The 18,623-nt window shown below is 72.4% G+C and carries 16 protein-coding genes; 10 read left to right on the top strand and 6 right to left on the bottom strand.

The window, feature by feature from the left end:
* Positions 1 to 6: 6 nt before the first annotated feature.
* From ABD108_RS05780 to ABD108_RS05760, 5 genes are read left to right on the top strand one after another with little or no spacing between them, the layout of a single operon-like run.
* A complete protein-coding gene (locus ABD108_RS05780; protein ID WP_114515093.1) occupies positions 7 to 1,110 on the top strand; it encodes a transferase in 1,104 nt (367 codons plus the stop codon).
* Positions 1,107 to 2,456: a glutamate-1-semialdehyde 2,1-aminomutase gene (locus ABD108_RS05775; RefSeq protein ID WP_114515092.1), complete on the top strand. Its 1,350-nt coding sequence runs from the start codon at positions 1,107 to 1,109 to the stop codon at positions 2,454 to 2,456. The genes ABD108_RS05780 and ABD108_RS05775 overlap by 4 nt, the downstream gene beginning before the upstream one ends.
* Positions 2,453 to 3,451 (top strand): glycosyltransferase, encoded by a 999-nt coding sequence (locus ABD108_RS05770; protein WP_114515091.1) that lies wholly within the window; start codon positions 2,453 to 2,455, stop codon positions 3,449 to 3,451. The genes ABD108_RS05775 and ABD108_RS05770 overlap by 4 nt, the downstream gene beginning before the upstream one ends.
* Before the next feature lie 4 nt (positions 3,452 to 3,455).
* On the top strand, positions 3,456 to 4,331 hold the full coding sequence (gene rfbA, locus ABD108_RS05765; RefSeq protein WP_114515090.1) for a glucose-1-phosphate thymidylyltransferase RfbA: 876 nt from the start codon (positions 3,456 to 3,458) through the stop codon (positions 4,329 to 4,331).
* A 2-nt stretch (positions 4,332 to 4,333) separates the two neighbouring features.
* Positions 4,334 to 4,915, top strand: coding sequence for a dTDP-4-dehydrorhamnose 3,5-epimerase family protein (locus ABD108_RS05760; protein WP_114515089.1), 582 nt, complete (start codon positions 4,334 to 4,336; stop codon positions 4,913 to 4,915).
* A gap of 43 nt (positions 4,916 to 4,958) precedes the next feature.
* Here the strand turns inward: ABD108_RS05760 and rfbB are convergent, their stop codons facing one another.
* Positions 4,959 to 5,975 (bottom strand): dTDP-glucose 4,6-dehydratase, encoded by a 1,017-nt coding sequence (rfbB, locus tag ABD108_RS05755; RefSeq protein WP_114515088.1) that lies wholly within the window; start codon positions 5,973 to 5,975, stop codon positions 4,959 to 4,961.
* A gap of 4 nt (positions 5,976 to 5,979) precedes the next feature.
* Positions 5,980 to 6,606: a hypothetical protein gene (locus ABD108_RS05750; protein ID WP_146489214.1), complete on the bottom strand. Its 627-nt coding sequence runs from the start codon at positions 6,604 to 6,606 to the stop codon at positions 5,980 to 5,982.
* Positions 6,607 to 6,644: 38 nt separating this feature from the next.
* On the opposite strand from ABD108_RS05750, the gene ABD108_RS05745 reads away from it, so the two are divergent.
* Positions 6,645 to 7,730 (top strand): glycosyltransferase family 4 protein, encoded by a 1,086-nt coding sequence (locus ABD108_RS05745; protein WP_231706761.1) that lies wholly within the window; start codon positions 6,645 to 6,647, stop codon positions 7,728 to 7,730.
* Here ABD108_RS05745 and ABD108_RS05740 read toward each other — a convergent pair.
* Genes ABD108_RS05740 through ABD108_RS05730 form a run of 3 tightly spaced genes read right to left on the bottom strand, consistent with a single transcriptional unit; the run spans position 7,696 to position 12,133 of the window.
* Positions 7,696 to 8,745 carry a glycosyltransferase gene (locus ABD108_RS05740; protein WP_193560357.1) on the bottom strand — a complete coding sequence of 350 codons (1,050 nt, stop codon included), beginning with the start codon at positions 8,743 to 8,745 and terminating at the stop codon, positions 7,696 to 7,698. The genes ABD108_RS05745 and ABD108_RS05740 overlap by 35 nt on opposite strands.
* Positions 8,742 to 10,724, bottom strand: coding sequence for a glycosyltransferase (locus ABD108_RS05735; protein ID WP_114515418.1), 1,983 nt, complete (start codon positions 10,722 to 10,724; stop codon positions 8,742 to 8,744). The genes ABD108_RS05740 and ABD108_RS05735 overlap by 4 nt, the downstream gene beginning before the upstream one ends.
* A complete protein-coding gene (locus tag ABD108_RS05730) occupies positions 10,721 to 12,133 on the bottom strand; it encodes a flippase (RefSeq protein WP_114515417.1) in 1,413 nt (470 codons plus the stop codon). Before ABD108_RS05730 ends, ABD108_RS05735 begins: the two co-directional genes overlap by 4 nt.
* A 260-nt stretch (positions 12,134 to 12,393) precedes the next feature.
* Between ABD108_RS05730 and ABD108_RS05725 the strand changes: the two genes are divergently transcribed.
* Positions 12,394 to 13,335, top strand: coding sequence for a glycosyltransferase family 4 protein (locus ABD108_RS05725; protein ID WP_231706760.1), 942 nt, complete (start codon positions 12,394 to 12,396; stop codon positions 13,333 to 13,335).
* Here ABD108_RS05725 and ABD108_RS05720 read toward each other — a convergent pair.
* Entirely contained in the window at positions 13,295 to 14,725 is a 1,431-nt protein-coding gene (locus tag ABD108_RS05720; RefSeq protein WP_114515415.1) for a WecB/TagA/CpsF family glycosyltransferase, read from the bottom strand. The two genes, ABD108_RS05725 and ABD108_RS05720, sit on opposite strands and share 41 nt — an antisense overlap.
* A 148-nt stretch (positions 14,726 to 14,873) precedes the next feature.
* Here ABD108_RS05720 and ABD108_RS05715 point away from each other — a divergent pair, with 148 nt between their 5' ends.
* Genes ABD108_RS05715 through ABD108_RS05705 form a run of 3 tightly spaced genes read left to right on the top strand, consistent with a single transcriptional unit; the run spans position 14,874 to position 18,606 of the window.
* Positions 14,874 to 15,644, top strand: coding sequence for a hypothetical protein (locus ABD108_RS05715; protein ID WP_146489213.1), 771 nt, complete (start codon positions 14,874 to 14,876; stop codon positions 15,642 to 15,644).
* Positions 15,644 to 16,960, top strand: coding sequence for an O-antigen ligase family protein (locus ABD108_RS05710; RefSeq protein ID WP_146489212.1), 1,317 nt, complete (start codon positions 15,644 to 15,646; stop codon positions 16,958 to 16,960). The genes ABD108_RS05715 and ABD108_RS05710 overlap by 1 nt, the downstream gene beginning before the upstream one ends.
* On the top strand, positions 16,957 to 18,606 hold the full coding sequence (locus ABD108_RS05705; RefSeq protein ID WP_193560356.1) for a hypothetical protein: 1,650 nt from the start codon (positions 16,957 to 16,959) through the stop codon (positions 18,604 to 18,606). The genes ABD108_RS05710 and ABD108_RS05705 overlap by 4 nt, the downstream gene beginning before the upstream one ends.
* The last annotated feature ends 17 nt before the right edge of the window (positions 18,607 to 18,623 follow it).

Genomic DNA, 18,623 nt, shown 5'->3' with positions numbered 1-18,623 from the left:
CGTGCCATGAGCGGGTGCCGGGGTTGCGGCGAACACGGCGGCCACCGCGTCCTCGACGTCGGTGCGGTGCCGGCCGCGGATCACTTCCCGCCGGTGGACGAGCCGATCTCGGCGGCGGAGTCGGCGCACCCCCTGGCGATGGACCTGTGTCCGTCGTGCGGGCTCGCGCAGCTCGCCGACGACGACACGGTCACCGAGGAGCCGCGCGGCGTGGAGCCGGCGGCATTGCGCGAGCAGGCCGCGGACGCCGTCGCCCGGGTCGCGGCCGCGGGCTACCTCTCGGGGACGACGGTGCGGGAGTTCGGCAGTCCCCACGGCGGCACGTGGCTGCCGCTGCTCGGCGAGCGCGGCTTCGCCGAGTCCACCCTTCCGGCCGATGTGGTCCTGGACTGCTTCGGCATCATGCACGAGCCCGATCAGCGGGCGGCGTTCGCCCGGCGGGCCGCCGCCACCGCGCCCGACGGAGTGCTCCTCCTGCAGTTCCACTCCTTGACCGCGATCGTGGCCGGACGGCAATGGAACGCGCTGCGGCACGGCCACTTCGCGTACTACTCGTTGACATCGGTCCGGCGGCTGCTGGCCGGCACGGGTATGCGCCTGCGCACCGCGTGGGAGTTCGATCTGTACGGCGGCACGGTGCTGGTGGCGGCCGAGCACGGGGACGGGACGCAGCCGGTCACGGACCCCGCGCTGCGGCTCATCCTGGCCGCCGAGGCGGCCTCGGGGATCACCACGCCGGACGCGGTGTCCGGGCTCGGCCGCGCGTGCGCCGAACAGGTGCGCGACCTGCGCGCGTGGGCGCGCGAGCACGCCGCGGCCGGACGCCGGGCGTACGCCTACGGCGCCGCCTCCCGCGCGGTCGCGCTGTTCGCCCTCGCCGGCGTGGACCGCTCGACGGTGGCCGGCGTCGCGGACGCCTCACCCGCCAAACAGGGCCGGCGCATGCCCGGGACCGACATCCCGATCATCTCGCCCGACGAGCTGATCGCCGCCCGGCCGGATACCGTCTTCCTCACGGTGCCGGACCTGCGGGCCGAGGTCGCGGGGCGGTATCCCGAACTGGCGCACCGGCTGACCTGTGACCCGCGACCCGAGAGGACGTCCGCGTGAGCGATCGTCGCGACCTGAGCCGCTCGGCGCGCCTGCAGGCGCGGCTGCACGAGACGGTGCCCGGCGGGGCACACACCTACGCCCGGGGATCCGACCAGTACCCGGAGCATCTGACACCCGTCCTGGCGCGCGGTGCGGGCGCCAGGGTGTGGGACGTCGACGGGAACGAGTACATCGAGTACGGCATGGGCCTGCGGTCCGTGACCCTCGGCCACGGCTACCGCCCCGTGGTCGACGCGGTCGCGGAGGCCATCCGGGACGGGGTCAACTTCACCCGGCCCACCGAGCTGGAGCTCGCGGCCGTCGAGGACTTCCTGGAGCTCGTCCCGACGGCGGACATGGTCAAGTTCGCCAAGAACGGCTCCGACGCGACCACGGCGGCCGTGCGCCTGGCCCGCGCCGCGACCGGGCGCGACCTGGTCGCGGTCTGCGACCAGCCGTTCTTCTCCGTGGACGACTGGTTCATCGGCACCACCGAGATGTCCGCGGGCATCCCGGACGGGATCCGTGCGGCGACTGTGCGTTTCCGCTACAACGACCCGGAGTCGTTGGCCGAGGTGTTCGCCGCCCATCCGGGCCGCATCGCCGCCGTCTTCCTCGAGGCCGCCACCGCGATGGCCGAACCGGAGCCGGGATTCCTGCAGTCCGTGCGCGCACTGTGCGACGAGCACGGCGCGCTCCTCGTCTTCGACGAGATGATCACGGGATTCCGGTGGTCCGAGCGTGGCGCGCAGTCCGTGTACGGCGTGACCCCGGACCTGTCGTGCTGGGGAAAGGCGATGGCGAACGGCTTCCCGCTGGCAGCGCTGGCGGGGCGGCGCGAGTACATGGAACTCGGCGGCCTCAACACCGACCGGGACCGCGCCTTCCTGCTGTCCACGACCCACGGTCCGGAGACGGCGTCCCTGAGCGCGTTCCGGGCGGTGGTGCGTGCCTACCGCGAGGGCGACCCCGTCGGCCGGATGGAGGCCGCCGGGCGCGACCTGTCCGACGGCGTGAACGCCGCCGCGCGGGCCGCGGGCGTCGCCGACCACGTGCTGGTGGCCGGCAGGCCCTCGTGCGAGGTGTTCGTGACGCGCGGACCCGACGGTGCTCCCTCCCAGGCCTACCGCACCCTGCTGCTGCAGGAGTTGCTCGAGCGGGGAGTCCTCGGGCAGTCGTTCGTGATCTCGGCGGCGCACACGGACACCGACGTGGCCGAGACGGTCGCCGCGACGGCCGAGGCGCTCGAGGTGTACGCACGGGCGATCGCGGCGGGTACCGTCGACGGGCTGCTGCACGGGCGCCCCGTGGCGCCCGCCCTGCGGCGGCGGGCCGAACCGCGGCGGCTCGGGGGCGGAGCGTGAGCCGGCCCCGCACGATCGTCGCCGACTCGTGGTACGCGCCGTCCATCTCCGGCGCCACCCGGCTCGACGGCGCGCTACCGCCCCGGATCCGGTGGCTGGCCGCGCGCAACGGCACCGTTCGCGGGCTCGCGCTCGCGGCGGTCGGGCTGCGCGCCGACGCGGTGGTGACCACGAACCCGAGTCCCGGCGCGACGGTCTGCCTGATCCTCTACGGACTGATCGGCCGGCGCCGGCTCGTGCTGCTCGAGTACATCGTGCACCCGCCGGAGGGGCCGGGCCGCCTCGCCCGCGTGCGATTCCATCTGTTGCGGCGGGTACTCCTCCGCCGCGCGCTGCTGCGCGCGCAGGTACTCACCGCCGCCGAGGTGGAGCGGTTCGCCGCGGTCCAGCGGGTGCCGGCCGACCGGTTCCGCGTGGTGCAGTGGCCCGGTCGCTTCGACGACACGCCGCTCGCCGCGCGGAACGACGGCCGGATCGTGGTCGCCACGGGCCGGCGGACGGACTGGGAGACCTTCTTCGCCGCGGCGGACGGTGCAGATTGGGACGTCCGGGTGGTGTGCACCGGCGAGGACCTGTCGCTGGTCCGCCGGCTCGCCGCCGCGGGCGTCGTGGTGCGGCACGACGTTCCCGCCGACGAACACCAGGCGATCGTGGACGCCGCGACCGTGTACGTGATCCCCGTGCCGGAGACCGGCGCCAGCATCGGCCAGATCCGGGTGATGAACGCGACCCAGGCGGGGGTGCCGATCGTGGCGAGCGATGTCTCGGGGCTGCACGGATACCTCGATGCCTCGTGCGCCGAACTGGTGCCGCCCGGCGATGCGGCGGCACTGCGAGCTGCGATAGATCGTCTCCTGGCGGACCCGCCGCGGCGCGATGCGCTGCGGACCGCGGCCCGTGCGCGCGGCGGCACGATGGACGAGTACCTGGCCCGCATAGATGACCTGGTCGCGGACGACGTGCGCGGCGGTCGCGGGCGGACCGAGGAAGGATAGGCGAGTGCGCGGAATAATCCTGGCGGGCGGCACCGGATCCCGTCTGCATCCGATCACCCTGGGCGTGAGCAAGCAGCTGGTCCCGGTCTACGACAAGCCGATGATCTACTACCCGCTCTCGACGCTGATCCTCGCGGGGATCTCGGACGTGCTGGTGATCACGACACCCCACGACAGCGAGGCCTTCACCCGCCTGCTGGGCGACGGCTCCCAGTTCGGAGTGTCGATCAGCTACGCGGTGCAACCCGAACCCGACGGTCTGGCCAGCGCCTTCATCATCGGCCGCGAGCACGTGGGCGACGACTCGGCGGCACTGGTGTTGGGCGACAACATCTTCTACGGCCCCGGTCTCGGGACGCAGCTGGCGCGGTTCGGCGACCTCGACGGCGGCGCCGTCTTCGCCTACCGGGTCAGCGACCCCGAGCGGTACGGCGTCATCGAGTTCGACGAGGCCGGCACGGCGCTGTCCCTGGTGGAGAAGCCCGAGCGTCCGCGGTCGAACTACGCGGTCCCCGGCCTGTACTTCTACGACAACGACGTGCTGGACATCGCCGCCGGACTGCGCCCGTCGGCGCGCGGCGAACTGGAGATCACCGACATCAACCGCACCTACCTCGAACAGGGGCGCCTGCAGGTGCACGTGCTCCCGCGGGGAACGGCGTGGCTCGACACCGGCACCGTCGACTCCCTGCTGGACGCCGGGACCTACGTCCGCACGATCGAGCAACGCCAGGGACTGCGCATCGGCGTCCCGGAGGAGGTCGCGTGGCGCCGCGGTTTCCTCACCGACGACGAATTGCGTGCGCGCGCCGAGCCGCTCGTGAAATCGGGATACGGTGCGTACCTGTTGAGCCTTCTGGAGAGCGAGCGGAACCGATGACGATGAAGGCACGGCAGTTGTCCGTCCCGGGGGCGTGGGAGTTCACGCCGCAGCAGTTCGGCGACGACCGGGGGCGCTTCCTGGAGTGGTTCAAGGCGTCGGAGTTCGAGGCCGTGGTCGGCGCGCCGCTGACGCTCCTGCAGGCGAACTGCTCGGTGTCGGCCGCCGGGGTGCTGCGCGGCATCCACTACACCGATGACCCGCCCGGCCAGGCGAAGTACGTGACGTGCGTGCGCGGCGCGTTCCTCGACGTGGTGGTGGACCTGCGGCCCGGCTCGCCCACGTTCGGGCATTGGGATCACGTCCTGCTCGACGATGTGGACCGGCGCGTCGTGCACCTGCCGGCGGGGCTGGGGCACGCCATCCTGTCGCTGGAGGACCAGTCGACGGTGATGTACCTGTGTTCGCTCGAGTACAGCCCGGAGCTCGATCACGACCTCGACGCCCTCGACCCGGAGCTCGGCATCGCCTGGCCATCCACCGGGCGCGACGGTGCGCCGCTCGAGTACGTGCGCTCCGGGAAGGACGCCGCGGCGCCCACGCTGCGGGCGGCGTTCGGGACCGGGCCGGCCCCGGCGCACTGACCTCCCGTTCCCGGACGGCCCGGAGCGGCAGCGGGTTCCGGCGTCAGCCCTGCGGCGTCCGGACGGCCTCGCCGCTCGCGCGGTAGCCCGTTTCGGTCGCTCCCTTGAACGGCCGCCACCACGCCTCGTTGGCCCGGTACCAGGCGACGGTCTCGGCGAGCCCCTCGCCGAAGTCGCGGTAGCGCGGCTCCCAGCCCAGCTCCTCGCGGAGGCGCGTGGAGTCGATCGCGTACCGCAGGTCGTGGCCGGGGCGGTCGGTGACGAAATCGAAATCGTCGGGGGTGCGCCCGAACTCGCGCAGGATCGTCTCGACGACGGTGCGGTTGTCCACCTCGCCGTCGGCCCCGATCAGGTAGGTCTCGCCGATCGTGCCCCGGTCCACGACCGCCCAGACGGCGCGGTTGTGGTCGTCGACGTGGATCCAGTCCCGCACGTTGCGGCCGGCCCCGTAGAGGCGCGGGCGCACGCCGTCGATGAGGTTCGTGATCTGCCGGGGGATGAACTTCTCGACGTGCTGGTAGGGACCGTAGTTGTTGGAGCAGTTCGAGATCGTGGCGGCGACGCCGAACGACCGCACCCAGGCCCGGACCAGCAGGTCGCTCGACGCCTTGGTGGACGAGTAGGGGCTCGAGGGGTTGTACGGCGTGGACTCGGTGAACCGTTCCGGATCGTCGAGCTCGAGGTCGCCGTAGACCTCGTCGGTGGACACGTGGTGGTACCGCACGCCGTGCTTGCGCACGGCCTCCAGCAGGGTGAACGTGCCCACGACGTTGGTCTGCACGAACGGCCGGGGCTGCTCCAGCGAGTTGTCGTTGTGCGATTCGGCGGCGAAGTGCACGACCAGATCGCACGCGGCGACGAGGCGGTCGACCAGCTCCTCGTCGCAGATGTCGCCGTGCACGAAATCGATCCGGTCCGCGACGCTCGCGAGCGATGACCGGTTGCCCGCGTAGGTGAGCGCATCGAGCACGGTGATCCGGACGCCGGGGCACTCGGCCAGGGACTGGTGGACGAAGTTCGCGCCGATGAAGCCGGCGCCGCCGGTGACCAGTACTCGCACGATCTCAACGATAGCGAATCGGAGGCGTATCCGGGTGGACGTCGGCGGGCTCCGGGGCGAACAGCGTGAACATGTGCCAACCGGGATCGGCAGCGTCGTCGCGCCGAACCGGCGGGCGCGCCCGCGGCCCGCCGACGGGAGGGGGCGTCCACCCCTCGTCGACGAAGCCCCCGGCCAGGAGCTCGGCGCAGGCGGGCGCGGAGGCGTGAAGGGGCAGGGACACCCGTCGCAGGTCCTCGTGCGCGGCCAGGAGACCTGCCGCGAGCGCGGTGACGGCGGAACCGTTCCGGACCGACGGCGCGGCCGTCACCGTCAGCTCCGCGGTCGCCGTGCCGGTGTCGATCCTGCAGAGCAGGACGTCCTGCGCGTGCGCCGGCCCGGGAAGGGCGTAGGCGCTGAGCGTCCCGTCGAGCAGCGACCTCCGGGTCGTGAACCGGCCGAACCCGGCGGCTTGCGCCGCGGTGCGCACCTCGGCGGAGGGGAGCGCGACGGCGCCCGCGACGGACGGCACGGTGGGGGACCGGCGGAACGCGCGGAGTTCGCGCGCCGTCCGCCGTGCGCGCCGGACCGCGATGCGCCCCCGGGCCCCGGTGAGGACGGCCCAGTCGGCGCGGGGCCGGTTCGCAATCATGTGACGGAAGTGTAATCGATATTGGTTACTCTGTACCGGTGACCGCACCGCATCGTGTCCTCGTGATCGGCCCCGCGCCCCCCGGTTCCCGCAGTCGTGGTGGCATGGCCACCGTGATCGGACACATGCGTGACCACCCGGATACGCGGCTGCGGATCCGGGTCGTGCCCACGTACGTCGACGCCGGCACCGTTGAGCGTCTTCGGGTGGGTTTGACGGGCATGGCGACCGCGGTGTGGCTGGTGCTCGCGGGTCGGGTCGACGTGCTGCACGTGCATCTGTCGCACGGCGGCAGCGTGATCCGGAAGTCTCCCGCGTTGTGGGCCGCGCGACTGCGCGGGGTGCCGGCGGTGATCCACGGCCACAGCTTCGACTTCGGGGGCTGGATGGGGCGGCTGCCCGCGCCCGTCCGCCGGCTGGTCCGGGTGGCGCTGCCCGCGGATCGTTGGCTCGTGCTCGGTGCCGGTCTCGCCGCCGAGTACCGCGCCGCGCTCGGGTTGCCGGAGGGCGTCGTCGAGGTGCTGTACAACCCCGTCGTCCTCCCGGACGCCGTGTCCGGCGCGGACGACCGCCCAGGGGACGTGGTCGAGGTGGTGGCGCTGGGCCGCCTGGGACACCGCAAGGGGAGTTACGACCTGGTCCGGGCCGTCGCCGGGTTGCCGGCCGATGTGGCCGGCCGGGTGCACCTGACGCTGGCGGGCGACGGCGAGGTGGACGAGGTCCGGGCGGCGGTGCGCACCGCGGGGCTGGACGGTGCGGTGACGGTGCGCGACTGGGTGGACGCCGCCGAGCGCGATCGGTTGTTGGCCCGTGCCGATGTCTTCACGCTGCCCAGCTACGACGAGGGGCTGCCGATGGCCCTGCTCGAGGCGATGGGGGCGGGGCTGGTGCCGATCAGCACGCCGATCGGCGGCATCCCGGAGGCGATCACCGACGGGGTCGACGGCCTGCTCGTCGAGCCGGGGGACGCGCCGGCCATCGCGGCCGCGCTCACGGGGCTGGTCCACGACCGGGCCCGCGCGGCGGAGCTGGCCGAGGCGGCGCGCCGCCGGTCCGAGGACTTCGCCGTCTCCCGCTGGTACGACCGGCTCAGCGAGCTGTGGATCGGCCTCGCGCGTCGATGACGCCGCGCAGCAGCGCGTCCAGCCGGCCCGCAGACACGTCGACGGCGTAGTTCGCGAGGTAGTGCTCGCGCGCGGCCGCGCCGCGCCGCGCCGCGGCCGCGGGGTCGGCGAGGTCGTCGAGCGCCCGCGCGAGCCCGGCCACGTCGTCGGCGGGGATGCCGGGCTCGCCCATCGGCTGGAACTCGGGTAGCGCACCCTCGAGCGAGACGATCGGCGTGACGCCCAGCTGCATCGCGAGCACCTGGACGCCGCTCTGCGTGGCACGCCGGTAGTGGGCGATCGACCCCTTGGCGGCGGACATCGGGCCGAGCACGTCGGCGTAGGAGTACGGGCCCCGCTCCCAGCGCACGTGCGGCGCGAGGTCCGCGGGCCCGTCCCCGTCGCCGATCAGGACCAGCTCGTCACCGCGCCAGCCCGGCCCCGAGACGTGCCGGTCCCACGCCGCCAGCGTCACATCGAGGTTCTTGTAGGTGTTGAGCCGCCCGACGGCCACGAAGTCCCGCCTGTCCTCCGCGGGCACGAGCGCGGGGACGCGGGCCGGGTCGAGGTCGCTGGTGAGCGGTACGTGCGCGTCCGCGCCGATCGCGTCGGCGACGTACTCGCTGAACGCGAGTGTCGCCGCGGCCGATCGGCCCCACCGGCCGAACAGTGCGCGTTCCCAGCCGGGCAGGTGCTCGTCGGCGCCGTGCGGGCGGTCGTCGTGCACGAGCCGCACCCGCGGGGCGCGCCCGGCGAGGGCGATCCAGCGGGGATCGCGGACGAGCTCGGTGACCACGACATCGGCCGCGAACCCCCGGGCCCGGCGCAGGGCGGTCGCGTACTGCGGCCAGGTCGACGGGGTCTTCGGCCGCGGGTCCAGCACCCATTCGTACGGGCGGGGGCGGGCCCCGTCCGACTCGGGATGCTGATCGGAGGTCACCAGAACGACCTCCCAGCCCCGCTCCCGCAGGCCCTCGCAGTACACCCGCGCCAACGGCCGCATCCACGGCGACAACCACAGGAGCCGGCCGGTCATTCGGCGATCCCGTCGAAGGCGCGCTCGTACGCGTCGGCCATCGCCTCGATCGTGTACCGCTCCCGCATCCGCGCGAAGCCGTGTTCGCCCATCTCCCGCCAGGTCTCCGGGCGGGGGAGGAGGTCGTCGAGCGCGGCCGTCCACCCCGCGACGGAGATGTCGTCCACCAGGGCGCCGGCCCGCCCACCGTCGAGCATGTCGGGAACCGCGCACACCGACGACGCCACCACGGGCACCCTGCGGGCCATCGCCTCGAGGATCACCAGGGGGAACGCCTCGGACCGGCTGGGCACGCACAACAGGTCGCAATCGGCGAGCGCGTGATCCGGTCCCGGCGACCAGCCGCGCCAGTGCACGCGGTCCCGGAGGTCGTCGGGGGTGAGTGCCTCCAGGCGCTCCCGGTCGGGGCCGTCGCCGTAGATCGACAGGTCCCAATCCCGGTGCCGGAGCCCGTGGAGTGCCTCGACCAGCAGGTGCGGGTTCTTGTGTTCGACGATGCGGGACAGCATCACGAGGCGGGGTCGCGGCGCGACCGCCGGGCGGTCCGGGACGTCGTCCAGCGTGGCCGCACCGGCGACGCCGTTCGGGGCGGTGAACACCCGCCGGCCGAGATCCTGGAACGCCGTCGCCTCGGCCCAGTGCCGCGGGGACAGCGCGATGAATCCGTCCGCGCGGCGGATCGCCGCGGCGAGGCCCGCGGAGTACGTCGGCCCGTCGGGCTCGGGCGGGATGTGCGCGGCGACCAGCCAGCGCCGGTCCCTGCCCGCCGCCCGCCACAATGAGGCGTAGCCGGTCTCGGTGTTGGTGTCGCCGCTGATCAGCACGGCCGGCCCGGGTGGGAGGTCGGGGGCGGGCGCCCACCAGGGCTGGCGCACGACGCGGATCGAGTGCGGGATCTCGCCGATCAACGGGCCGAACCGTTGCATGCAGACGATGGTGACCGGGTAGCCGCGGCGCTGCAGCTCGGTGGCGAGCAAGACGTGCTGACGCTCGGCTCCGCCGAAGACCAGGCGGTTGGTGGTGATCACGACGGCCGGACGGCCGGGAGTGCCGGCCGCGACGGTGCGGGCGGCCCGCTTGGAACGCTGGACGCGGTCGAGTGCGGCCAGCCCGGCGAGGAACGCGCCGGCGGCGCGAGGCCCCGACGCGTGCTCGATGTTCAGGGCTACGTTCGCCCGCAGCAGATCGGCGGAGCGCCGGCTCGCCACGGAATCGCCCCGGACGGTGCCGTGCCCCGAGTGGTCGACGCCCCGGTCGGCGGTGAGCGCCACGCACCAGCCGGCTGCCCGGGCCCGCTCCTGCCAATCCGATTCCTCCCCGTACAGGAAGAACTCCTCGTCGAAGGGGCCGACGGCGGTCCAGGCGTCGCGGGAGACCGCGAGGCAGGCGCCCGTCAGATAGCCGTCGATGTGATCCGGGCTGGACCCGTACAGGTCGGAGAACGGGGTGCCGCGGAGCCGTTCCGCGTAACCCGCGTGCGAGACCAGCGCGCGGATGACGCCGCGCCGACGGTGCGCAACGTCCCACGGACGGCGCCGCCCACCGGCGTCGTGCGGATCGTGGACCCCGGGCGCGGCCGCGGCGATGCCCGGGCGACGCAGTGCCTCCCGGGTGCGCGACAGGTCGTCCAGCAGCACGGCGTCGGGGTTGAGCAGCAGGATGTCGTGCTCCGGCACTTCGGTGGCCAGCCGGTTCACGCCGGCGGCGAAGCCCAGGTTGGCGCCGTTCGACAGCCAGCGCACCTCGTCGAACTCGCTCGCCACGTCGGCGATGCCGGGGTAGTCCGGTCCGGAGTTGTCCCACACCAGCACCGGATGGTCGGGGAGGTGGCGGCGCACCGAGTCCAGGCAGGACCGCAGGTCGTCCGCATTCCGGTAGGCCACCACGAGGACCGCCAGCTCGCGGGCGGTCGGTACCGCCGGCGGCGGGGACGCGACGGGCCCGCCCGGTAGGTACGCGCGGTCCAGTTCTGCGCTCACGATGCGTTCCCTTCTGTGCCCGGCTCGCCTGCGGGAGCGGGGTCGCGTTGTGTCAACATGGCTTTCACGGACTTCAGGTGGACCGGTCCGACGATCAGGTTGGCCGCGAGGTACACGGTGGCCGCGGCCGCTCCGGTGACGAGCACGGGGAGGTCGGACAGCACGAGGCAGGTCGCCGAGGACGCCGCGAGGGGGACGCAGAGGTGCAGGCCGAACCGCCACGGCGTGCGGTACGGGCTGCGGCGGGTCAGCCGCCAGCCGGCCACGACGAGGCCGATCAGCTCGCTCACCGCGAGCGAGATCCCGGCGCCCGCGGCACCGTAGTGCGGAATCAGCACCAGGTTGAGCACGATGTTGCCGAGAAGGTTCAGGACGTTCAGGCGCAGCAGGAACACCTGATCGTGTGCGGCGAACAGCGCCTGGCTGAGGGCCGCGGTGAGGAAGGTGACGGCGACCGCGACGAACAGCAGGCCGAGGGTGAGCCCGCCGGCCGCCACGAACTCCGCCGAGCCGAGTAGGCGGATGAGGCCGGGGGAGAGGATCATTCCCACGACCGCGAGGGGTGCGCCGATGAACAGCAGCGCCTCGACGCTGCGCTCCGCGAACCGCGCGAAAGCCTGCTTGTCGGTGGCGAACAGGTTCGTCATGGTCGACAGGGCGGACGTGAGGTACACCGCGGAGATCACGGTGGCGTTGAAGGCGATCGTGTACGCCAGGCCGTAGGCACCCACCTGGTCGGCCGTGCTCAGCAGGCTGAGCAGGAAACCGTCCGCGCGCCAGTACAACGCGGCCACGATGAGGACTCCGGTCTGCGGCAGGCTCTCGCGAACGAGGTGCCAGCTCTCCTTCGCCGAGAAGATCGGTCGCACCCCGACCAACCGGTGCGCGACGATCCCCTGCACCAGCAGCGCCACCGCGGGCGGGATCAGTTGCACCGCGGCGAACCACACGAGGTCGGCACGAATCGCGATCAGGACGACGGTGCCCACCAGCGACAGCACGCGCCCGAGCACGTCCGAGGCCGCGATCGCACCGAACCGCACGTCGGTGAGGAAGACCGGCTGGAAGCACGAGCTCAGCGTGGTGAGCAGCAGTGTGCCACCCACGATGGCGATCATCCACACGACCTGCGGGTCGTCGCCGTACACGGCCCAGCCGGTGAGGCAGGTCAGAAGAGTCAGCGGCACGCAGTACACGAGCGAGAGCCCCGCGTTCACCCGGACGAGGTGAGTCAAGTCCCCCACGCCGGAGGTCACCCGCCGCACGATCACCGCACCGATGCCCAGCTCGGTGAGGCTGGTCCAGAGCCCGACGAAGACGATCGCGGTCGTCAGATGGCCGTACGACACCGGGCCGAGATGGCGGGTGGTGACCGCGACCGTGACGATCGACGCGAGCAGGCCCACCATCCGTGCGCCGACCTGGAGCCCGAACGCGCGAGCGATCCGACCCGACGATGCGCGACCACGAAGTGTCGCGTTCGACGGACCGTTACCATCGTTAACGGGCGCCGTGAGGTCGATCACGGCCGGTTCGAGAGGATGCACGAGTGCTGGTGACGGTGCCGTTGGCGGGTGGTCTGTCGGCGTCGGACTGGGCACGGCGGCATGCCGCCGGGGAGGTTCCGGATCGGTCACCGTACGGCCTCCACCGGCTGACGGATCGCGGAGTGGACGTGCGGTTCGCGTCCGCCGGCTTCGGTCCGGGCCGGTCCGGCCGCGCCGCCGCGCGTCTCGCGCGCGCCGTGCGGCACCGGACCGACGGCTACGAGATCGTCGAGGCCGCGGCCGATCACTTCCGTGGTCGCGGCGCCGACGCGGTGCTGGCGTACGACGAGCGGACCGGTGTTCCCGCGCTGCTGGACGGTGGTGCGCCGGTCGCGGCCGGTATCGGCTGGCTCACGACGCGGGCCGCAGCCGGCCGGGTGCACGGCGCTCTCGCGGCCCGGACGCTGCCCCGCGCGGCCGCGGTCTGGGCCCAGTGCTCGGCCGTTCTCCCGCTCATGGACTCCGACTGGGGCGTGGCCCGATCGCGGCTGCATTTCATACCTCTCGGAATCGACACGGACTTCTACACGGAGCAGCCGCTCCCCGCCGAACCCGGCCTGGTGATGAGCGCGGGCGAGGACCGGTTCCGCGACCACGGGCTGCTGATCCGAGCCGTGAGCGCCGTCCGGGACCGGCGTCCGGAGGTACGTCTCGAACTCGCGTCCGGCCTGCCCTTCCAGGCGCCCGAGGGCCTGGTCACGCTGCACACGGAGCGTTTGAACGGACGCATCCGGGACGTGTACCGCCGGGCATCGGTCGCCGCGGTGGCGCTGCACCCGACGGTCACCGGGTCGGGCCTGACTGTCGTGCTCGAGGCGATGGCCAGCGGCAGGCCGGTCGTGGTGACCGCGAACCCCGGCGTAGCGGATTACGTGGACCACGGGGAAACCGGCCTCCTGGTGCTGGCAGGCGACGTCGACGCGTTCGCCGGGGCCACCGAGGAACTGCTCGCCGACGACGACCGCCGGATCGAGATGGGGCGGCTGGCGGCAGCGCGAGTCCGGGAGCGGTTCACGACGGAGGTCATGGCCGATCACCTGGCTCGAATGCTGCGGGCGATGTGATCTCCCCGATCGTGGCGGCGCGGAGCCGCGCCAGCGCCGGAGGGCCCTGGATCAGGTAACGGCGGGCCAGGCGCCGAGGCTCCTGCTGCAGCCGGTAGAGCCATTCGAGGCCACTCCGCTGCCACCGCTCGGGGGCACGCTCGACGGTCCCGGCCACGAAGTCGGCGGCCGCGCCGAAGGGCAGGAGGACTGCCGCGCTGGAGCGTGTCCCCCAATCGTCGATCCACTGCTCCTGACGGGGTTTGCCGAGGCCGACCACGAGCACCGTCGGCGCTGCCGACCGGATCTCGTCCGCGATGCGCGCCCCGGAGACCGGGTCGTCGAGCTCGGCACGCTCTGGGGACCAGTACCCCGCGACCGAGAGGCCCGGATGGTCCCGGTGCAGGGCGTCGCGCAGCAGTCCGTGCGCGTGGGCGGTGCCGCCGAGGAAGCCGATCGGCCACCCGCGGGCCTCGCACAATGCGATCACATCGGGCAGCAGGTCGGCACCGGTGACCCGCGGCCAATCGGTGCCGGCGAGGTGGGCCCCCCGCCGGGCGATGGGGGCACCGTCGGCGACGACCACCCAGTCGACGTCGCGGCCCAGGCGGTGCCGGCCCGGCCGGAAGTGATGCAGATGGTCGAGGTTCGCGGAGCACAGCGCGAGCGGGGCGCCGCTCGGTTCGGCGGCGCGGCGCTCCACCAGGTCGATGACCTCGGTATGGGTCATCCTCACGACGACTGTGTCGTCGATCCGCATGACGGGCGTGGTCTTCATCTTTGCGAGCCTCCGGATTCGGGCACGGTTGTCGGGGGTGTTGTCCATGACCCAGAGGTCGTGATCGGTCGGCTCGCCGGCGTACATGCGGAACCGTCGCCGAGTCGCACGGTGTTCGAACCGCAGGACTTCGAGCGCTCGGTGCACCGATCTGTTGCCGCGCGCCGTCGGGGCGACGATCCGGTCCAATGCGAACGGCGGGTCGAAGGTCCGGGAGATCACCTGCGCCACCGCCCACGGAACGACCTCGGGGGCGGTGCGGACCGCCCACGCGTACAGTTCGCCGGTTCCGGTGCGCGGGTCGACGGCGCCCACGCCGATCTCGCCCACCAAGCGGGGACCGTCGGCGCCGTGCTCGAGGAGCACGAACGGCAGTGCCTCGCGCCGCCGCGCCGCGCTCCGGACGGACGTGACCCACTCCACCCACGCGGACGGTGAGTGGAGGTCGGGCCAGTCCGCGTCCGGGGACCCGAAGGCGGCTGCAAGCCGTGCCTTTTCGTCGATCCGCGTCCTCCGCCAGTGCGGGTAGTCCCGGATCCGGGGACGCCGCACGGAGTACTCGGTGGAACCAGCGCGCAGGGTCGCCTCGCGGGCGCCTCTGAAGGCCGCGGGGCGGCCTCGGATCCAGGACATTGCATCATAGTAAAGTGCGTGTCGGCTGCGTCACTGTGCGACCCGAACCGGGTCGCGTCTCCGGGCGCGACGGTCCCGGACGAGCGCCGGCCGGACCCGTGCGGGGTGTCGATCCCGGCCCGCTCCGACCGAGAAGATAGAGGGAAGTATGAGTGTCGCAGGATTCGTTCGGACGATTCTCGCGCGCCGGCTGGCGGTGCTGGCCGTGCTGGTCGTCACCGTCGCCGCGGGTGTGTTCGGGTGGTCGTCCACCTCGACGCACTACGTGACGAATTCGGCCGTCGTCGTCATCCCGCCGGGGGCGGGCAACCGGGACGCCGGATTGAATCCGTTCGTCAACGTCGCCAGTACCGCGCAGCTGGCGTACGTTCTCGCGACCGCCGCCGAGCGCGACGAGGCTCGCGATGCGGTCGCCAAGGCGGGCGCGTCGCCCGACTATCAGCTGTCCACCGTGGCGGGGGACGCGGCCAACTACGCCCAGTTGTCGCCGCAGGTCACGTTCTCGGTGTCGGCTCCGGACCCGGAGGCGGCGCGGCGCGGGGCGACGGCGTTGATCGATTTCATGCGCGACCGGCTGCAGCGGATGCAGCGCGAGGCCGGCGTGGTGGACGGGACGTTCGCCGATCTCCGGGTGCCCGTGGAGCCGACGGACGGGGCCGCGGTGAGCGGAAGCGCGCTGCGGGCCGCGGTCGGATACGCGTCCGGCGGGCTGCTGGGGACCGTCCTCGTCCTGCTGCTGGTGGGTGCCGCAGCCGACGTGCTGCGCGGACGCCGGAACGGTGAGCCGGACGCCGACTCTGCCGTAGACACTGACGCTGCCGTTCCCGCCGACGCAGTAGTCGCCGACGACGCGGCCGACACCGACGACGATCCTCCCGCCGACGCGGAGGGCTCGGCCCGGTCGCAGCCAGTGGCGTGATGCGGCTTCAGGACCCGGTGGCCGCCGGGTCGGCACTGACCTCCCGGCTGGAGCGCTTCGGGCCTCCGGGCGCGCTGTTCGTGGGCACCGCCGGATTCTTCCTGCTCTCGATGCGGCAGGCGATCACCGTCCCCGCGACCTTCGGGATGAGCCTCGCGCAGACCCTGTTCGCGGCCGGCGCCCTGGTGTGGCTCGGCGCGTGGCTCACCGGCAACGCGCGCCCGGTCTCCGATCGGGCCGTCGTGGTCGCGGTCTCGGGCTACGTGTTCGCGTCGTTCCTCTCGTACGGGGCCGCCACCGCCCGCGGTGTGCCGGGCGTGGCGCTCATGCCGATGGACCGGTACGTGGTGGTCGACCTGTGCCTCGTCGGCGTGGTGCTCCTGCTACTGGCGGTGCTCCGCTCGGAACACGGTGTACGGATCGTGCTGGCGGGACTCGTTCTCGGCGGCACGCTGAGCGCGCTCTTCGCGCTCGTACGGTTCGGCACGGGCATCGACGTCGCCCCGGATTTCCGGATCCCCGGGCTGACCAAGGCCAACGACTTCGTCATCGTCCAGAACGCCACCCGGGAGGGACTCGACCGCCCGCAGGGCAGCGCCGGGCACCCGTTGGAGCTGAGCGCGATCCTGACGGTCCTCATTCCCCTCGCCGCGGCACTGTGCCTCAACGCGCGCGCCCGGGGCGCATCGGCGCTGCCCTGGGCGGTGTGCTTGGTGATCCTCGTCGTGGGCGACCTGGTCACCGTCTCGCGATCCGCCGTCGTCGGGACCATCGCCGCTGTCGTGGTGATGTGCTGGCGCTGGCCGATCCGGCGGCTCGCCGGTCTGGTGGTGGGATGTGCGGTCGTCGCTCTCGTGGGCATAGCGGCCCAGATCAACGTCGTCTCCGCGTTGGTCCAGACCTTCGCGGGGTCCGGTACCGACTCGTCGATCAAGTCCCGGCAGGTGGGGATCGAGTACGTGACCGCGCACGTGCAGGAGCACCTATGGGTCGGCCAGGGTGTCGGCGCGTATCCGGCGCTCCGGCAACCGGTCCTGGACAACCAGTACCTGTCGCGACTGATGGAGGCCGGGGTGGTCGGATTCGTGGCCTTCTGCGTCGCGCTGGCGGTGGCACTCGTGCTGGCCGTCCGCGCTTCCGCCGCCGCGGACGGGCCCACCGCCGAACTCGGCTCCGGCGTCAGCGGCGCATTGGCGGCACTCGCGGTGATCGCCCTGATCCTCGACACGTCCGGCTTCCTCCAGGTCTGGTACCTCACGTGGATCCTGGTAGCGCTCGCGGGTGTGTTGTTCCGGTTGTCCCGGGCCGCGCCGTGACCCGCTCGGTCCGGGCCCGGGTGCTCGCGGTCGTCGTGGTCGTAGCGGTCATGGTCACGGGATTGGCGGGCTGCGCCGAATCCCCCGCTTCGCGGCCCGCCTCGCCGACCATCGGCGTGATCCCGTTCTCCGAACCCGATCTCGTCAATCCGCTCCGGGGGCAGTACCAGAACCTGATGGAACCGCTGTTCCCGCAGGGGTCCGACCTCAACCGCGGGCTTCCGGCGTGGCCCGGCGCTTCGGACGTCAGCGCACGGATCCCGTGGAAGTCGCTGCAACCGAAGGATCCGCGGCGGCTGCCGCCCGGGGCGCCGGACTCGCGCCGCTACGACTTCTCCGCCCTCGACCGGGCGATCGCCGACGCGGCCGCGCAGGGCAAGCGCTTCGGGTTCCGGGTGACGGCGTTCGACTCGTGCTGCGATGTCACGCAGCGGGGCGGCACGGTGTCGTCCGTGCCCGACTGGCTCCGCGGGATACCGGACGCCACTGAGACCTATGTCGTGGACGGCGTCCGATACGTCGTGCCGCAGTGGAACAGCGCCGAGTACCTGGATCGGTTCACCGATCTGGTTGCGGCACTCGGCCGTCGGTACGACCGTGACGAGCGGCTGGCGATCTACGAGATGTCGGGGTACGGGGACTTCAGTGAGAACCACGTCGCATTCGTCCGCGACGACGCGCGCACCCCGGGGCCCTCGCCCGAGGAGAGCCGGGCGCGCCTCGGGTACTACAGCCAGTACCGCGACCAGTACATCACCTCGGGTTCCGCCGCGCGGCTCGTGGACGCGACGTTGCGCGCGTTCCGCTCGACGCGCGTGGTGTCCGCGATGGGCAACCCGGAGATCGCGCGCCTGCTGCTCAGGGACAGCGCTGCACTGGCGGGTGTCCGGCACCCCGTGGGCGTGCGGAGCGACTCGCTGGGCACGTATCCGGTCATCCCGACGTGGGCGGAGAACCAGTGGTCGCAGTACGTCGTCGAGCGCGATCCGATCGTGGCGCTGCTGAGCCGGCGATACCGGACTGCGCCGGTGCTCACCGAGTGGCCGCCGCAGATGCTGACCGGAGGCACAGTCCTCGACTACTACCGGCGGGCGGTGTCGCAGGTCGTCGACGGACACGTCTCGATGACGTCGAGTACCGGTTTCCCGGCGCAGAGCCGGCCCGAGCGGATGACCTCGGAACAGTACGACCTGTGGTCGCGCGCGACGAAGTACGCGGGATACCGGTACGCCGTCACCGCCGCCGGGCTAGCGCCCGCGTCCGACCGCGATCCTGCCACGCTGACCATCCGCTGGGCGAACTTCGGTTCGGCCCCGACGTACGACCGGTGGACGACCACGTACGAGTTCGTCGATGGCGAAGGTCGATCAGTCGCCTCCGTGCCAGCGGGTGTCGACCTCTCTACCCTATTCGCGAGCCCGACGGTTCCCTACGAGGACACTGCGGCCAGCCCGCCTGTAGCGGAGACAACCGATACCGTCGCGGTGCCGCTACTCCCCGGCGCATATGTTCTGTGGGTAAAAGTGGCGTGGAGCGAGCATAAGCTGGACGCTACCCACAGGATGGAACTGCCCCCTATGAATCTCGCACTGCGCGGTCGGGACTGCGATGGCGCATATCCAGTGGGGAAGATCGATGTCCGTTGAGCGATGGCTGCTGCTGC

It is taken from the genome of Tsukamurella strandjordii (assembly GCF_039525985.1).
Lineage (GTDB): Bacteria > Actinomycetota > Actinomycetes > Mycobacteriales > Mycobacteriaceae > Tsukamurella > Tsukamurella strandjordii.
This window is presented reverse-complemented; position numbering and strand designations above follow the sequence as displayed.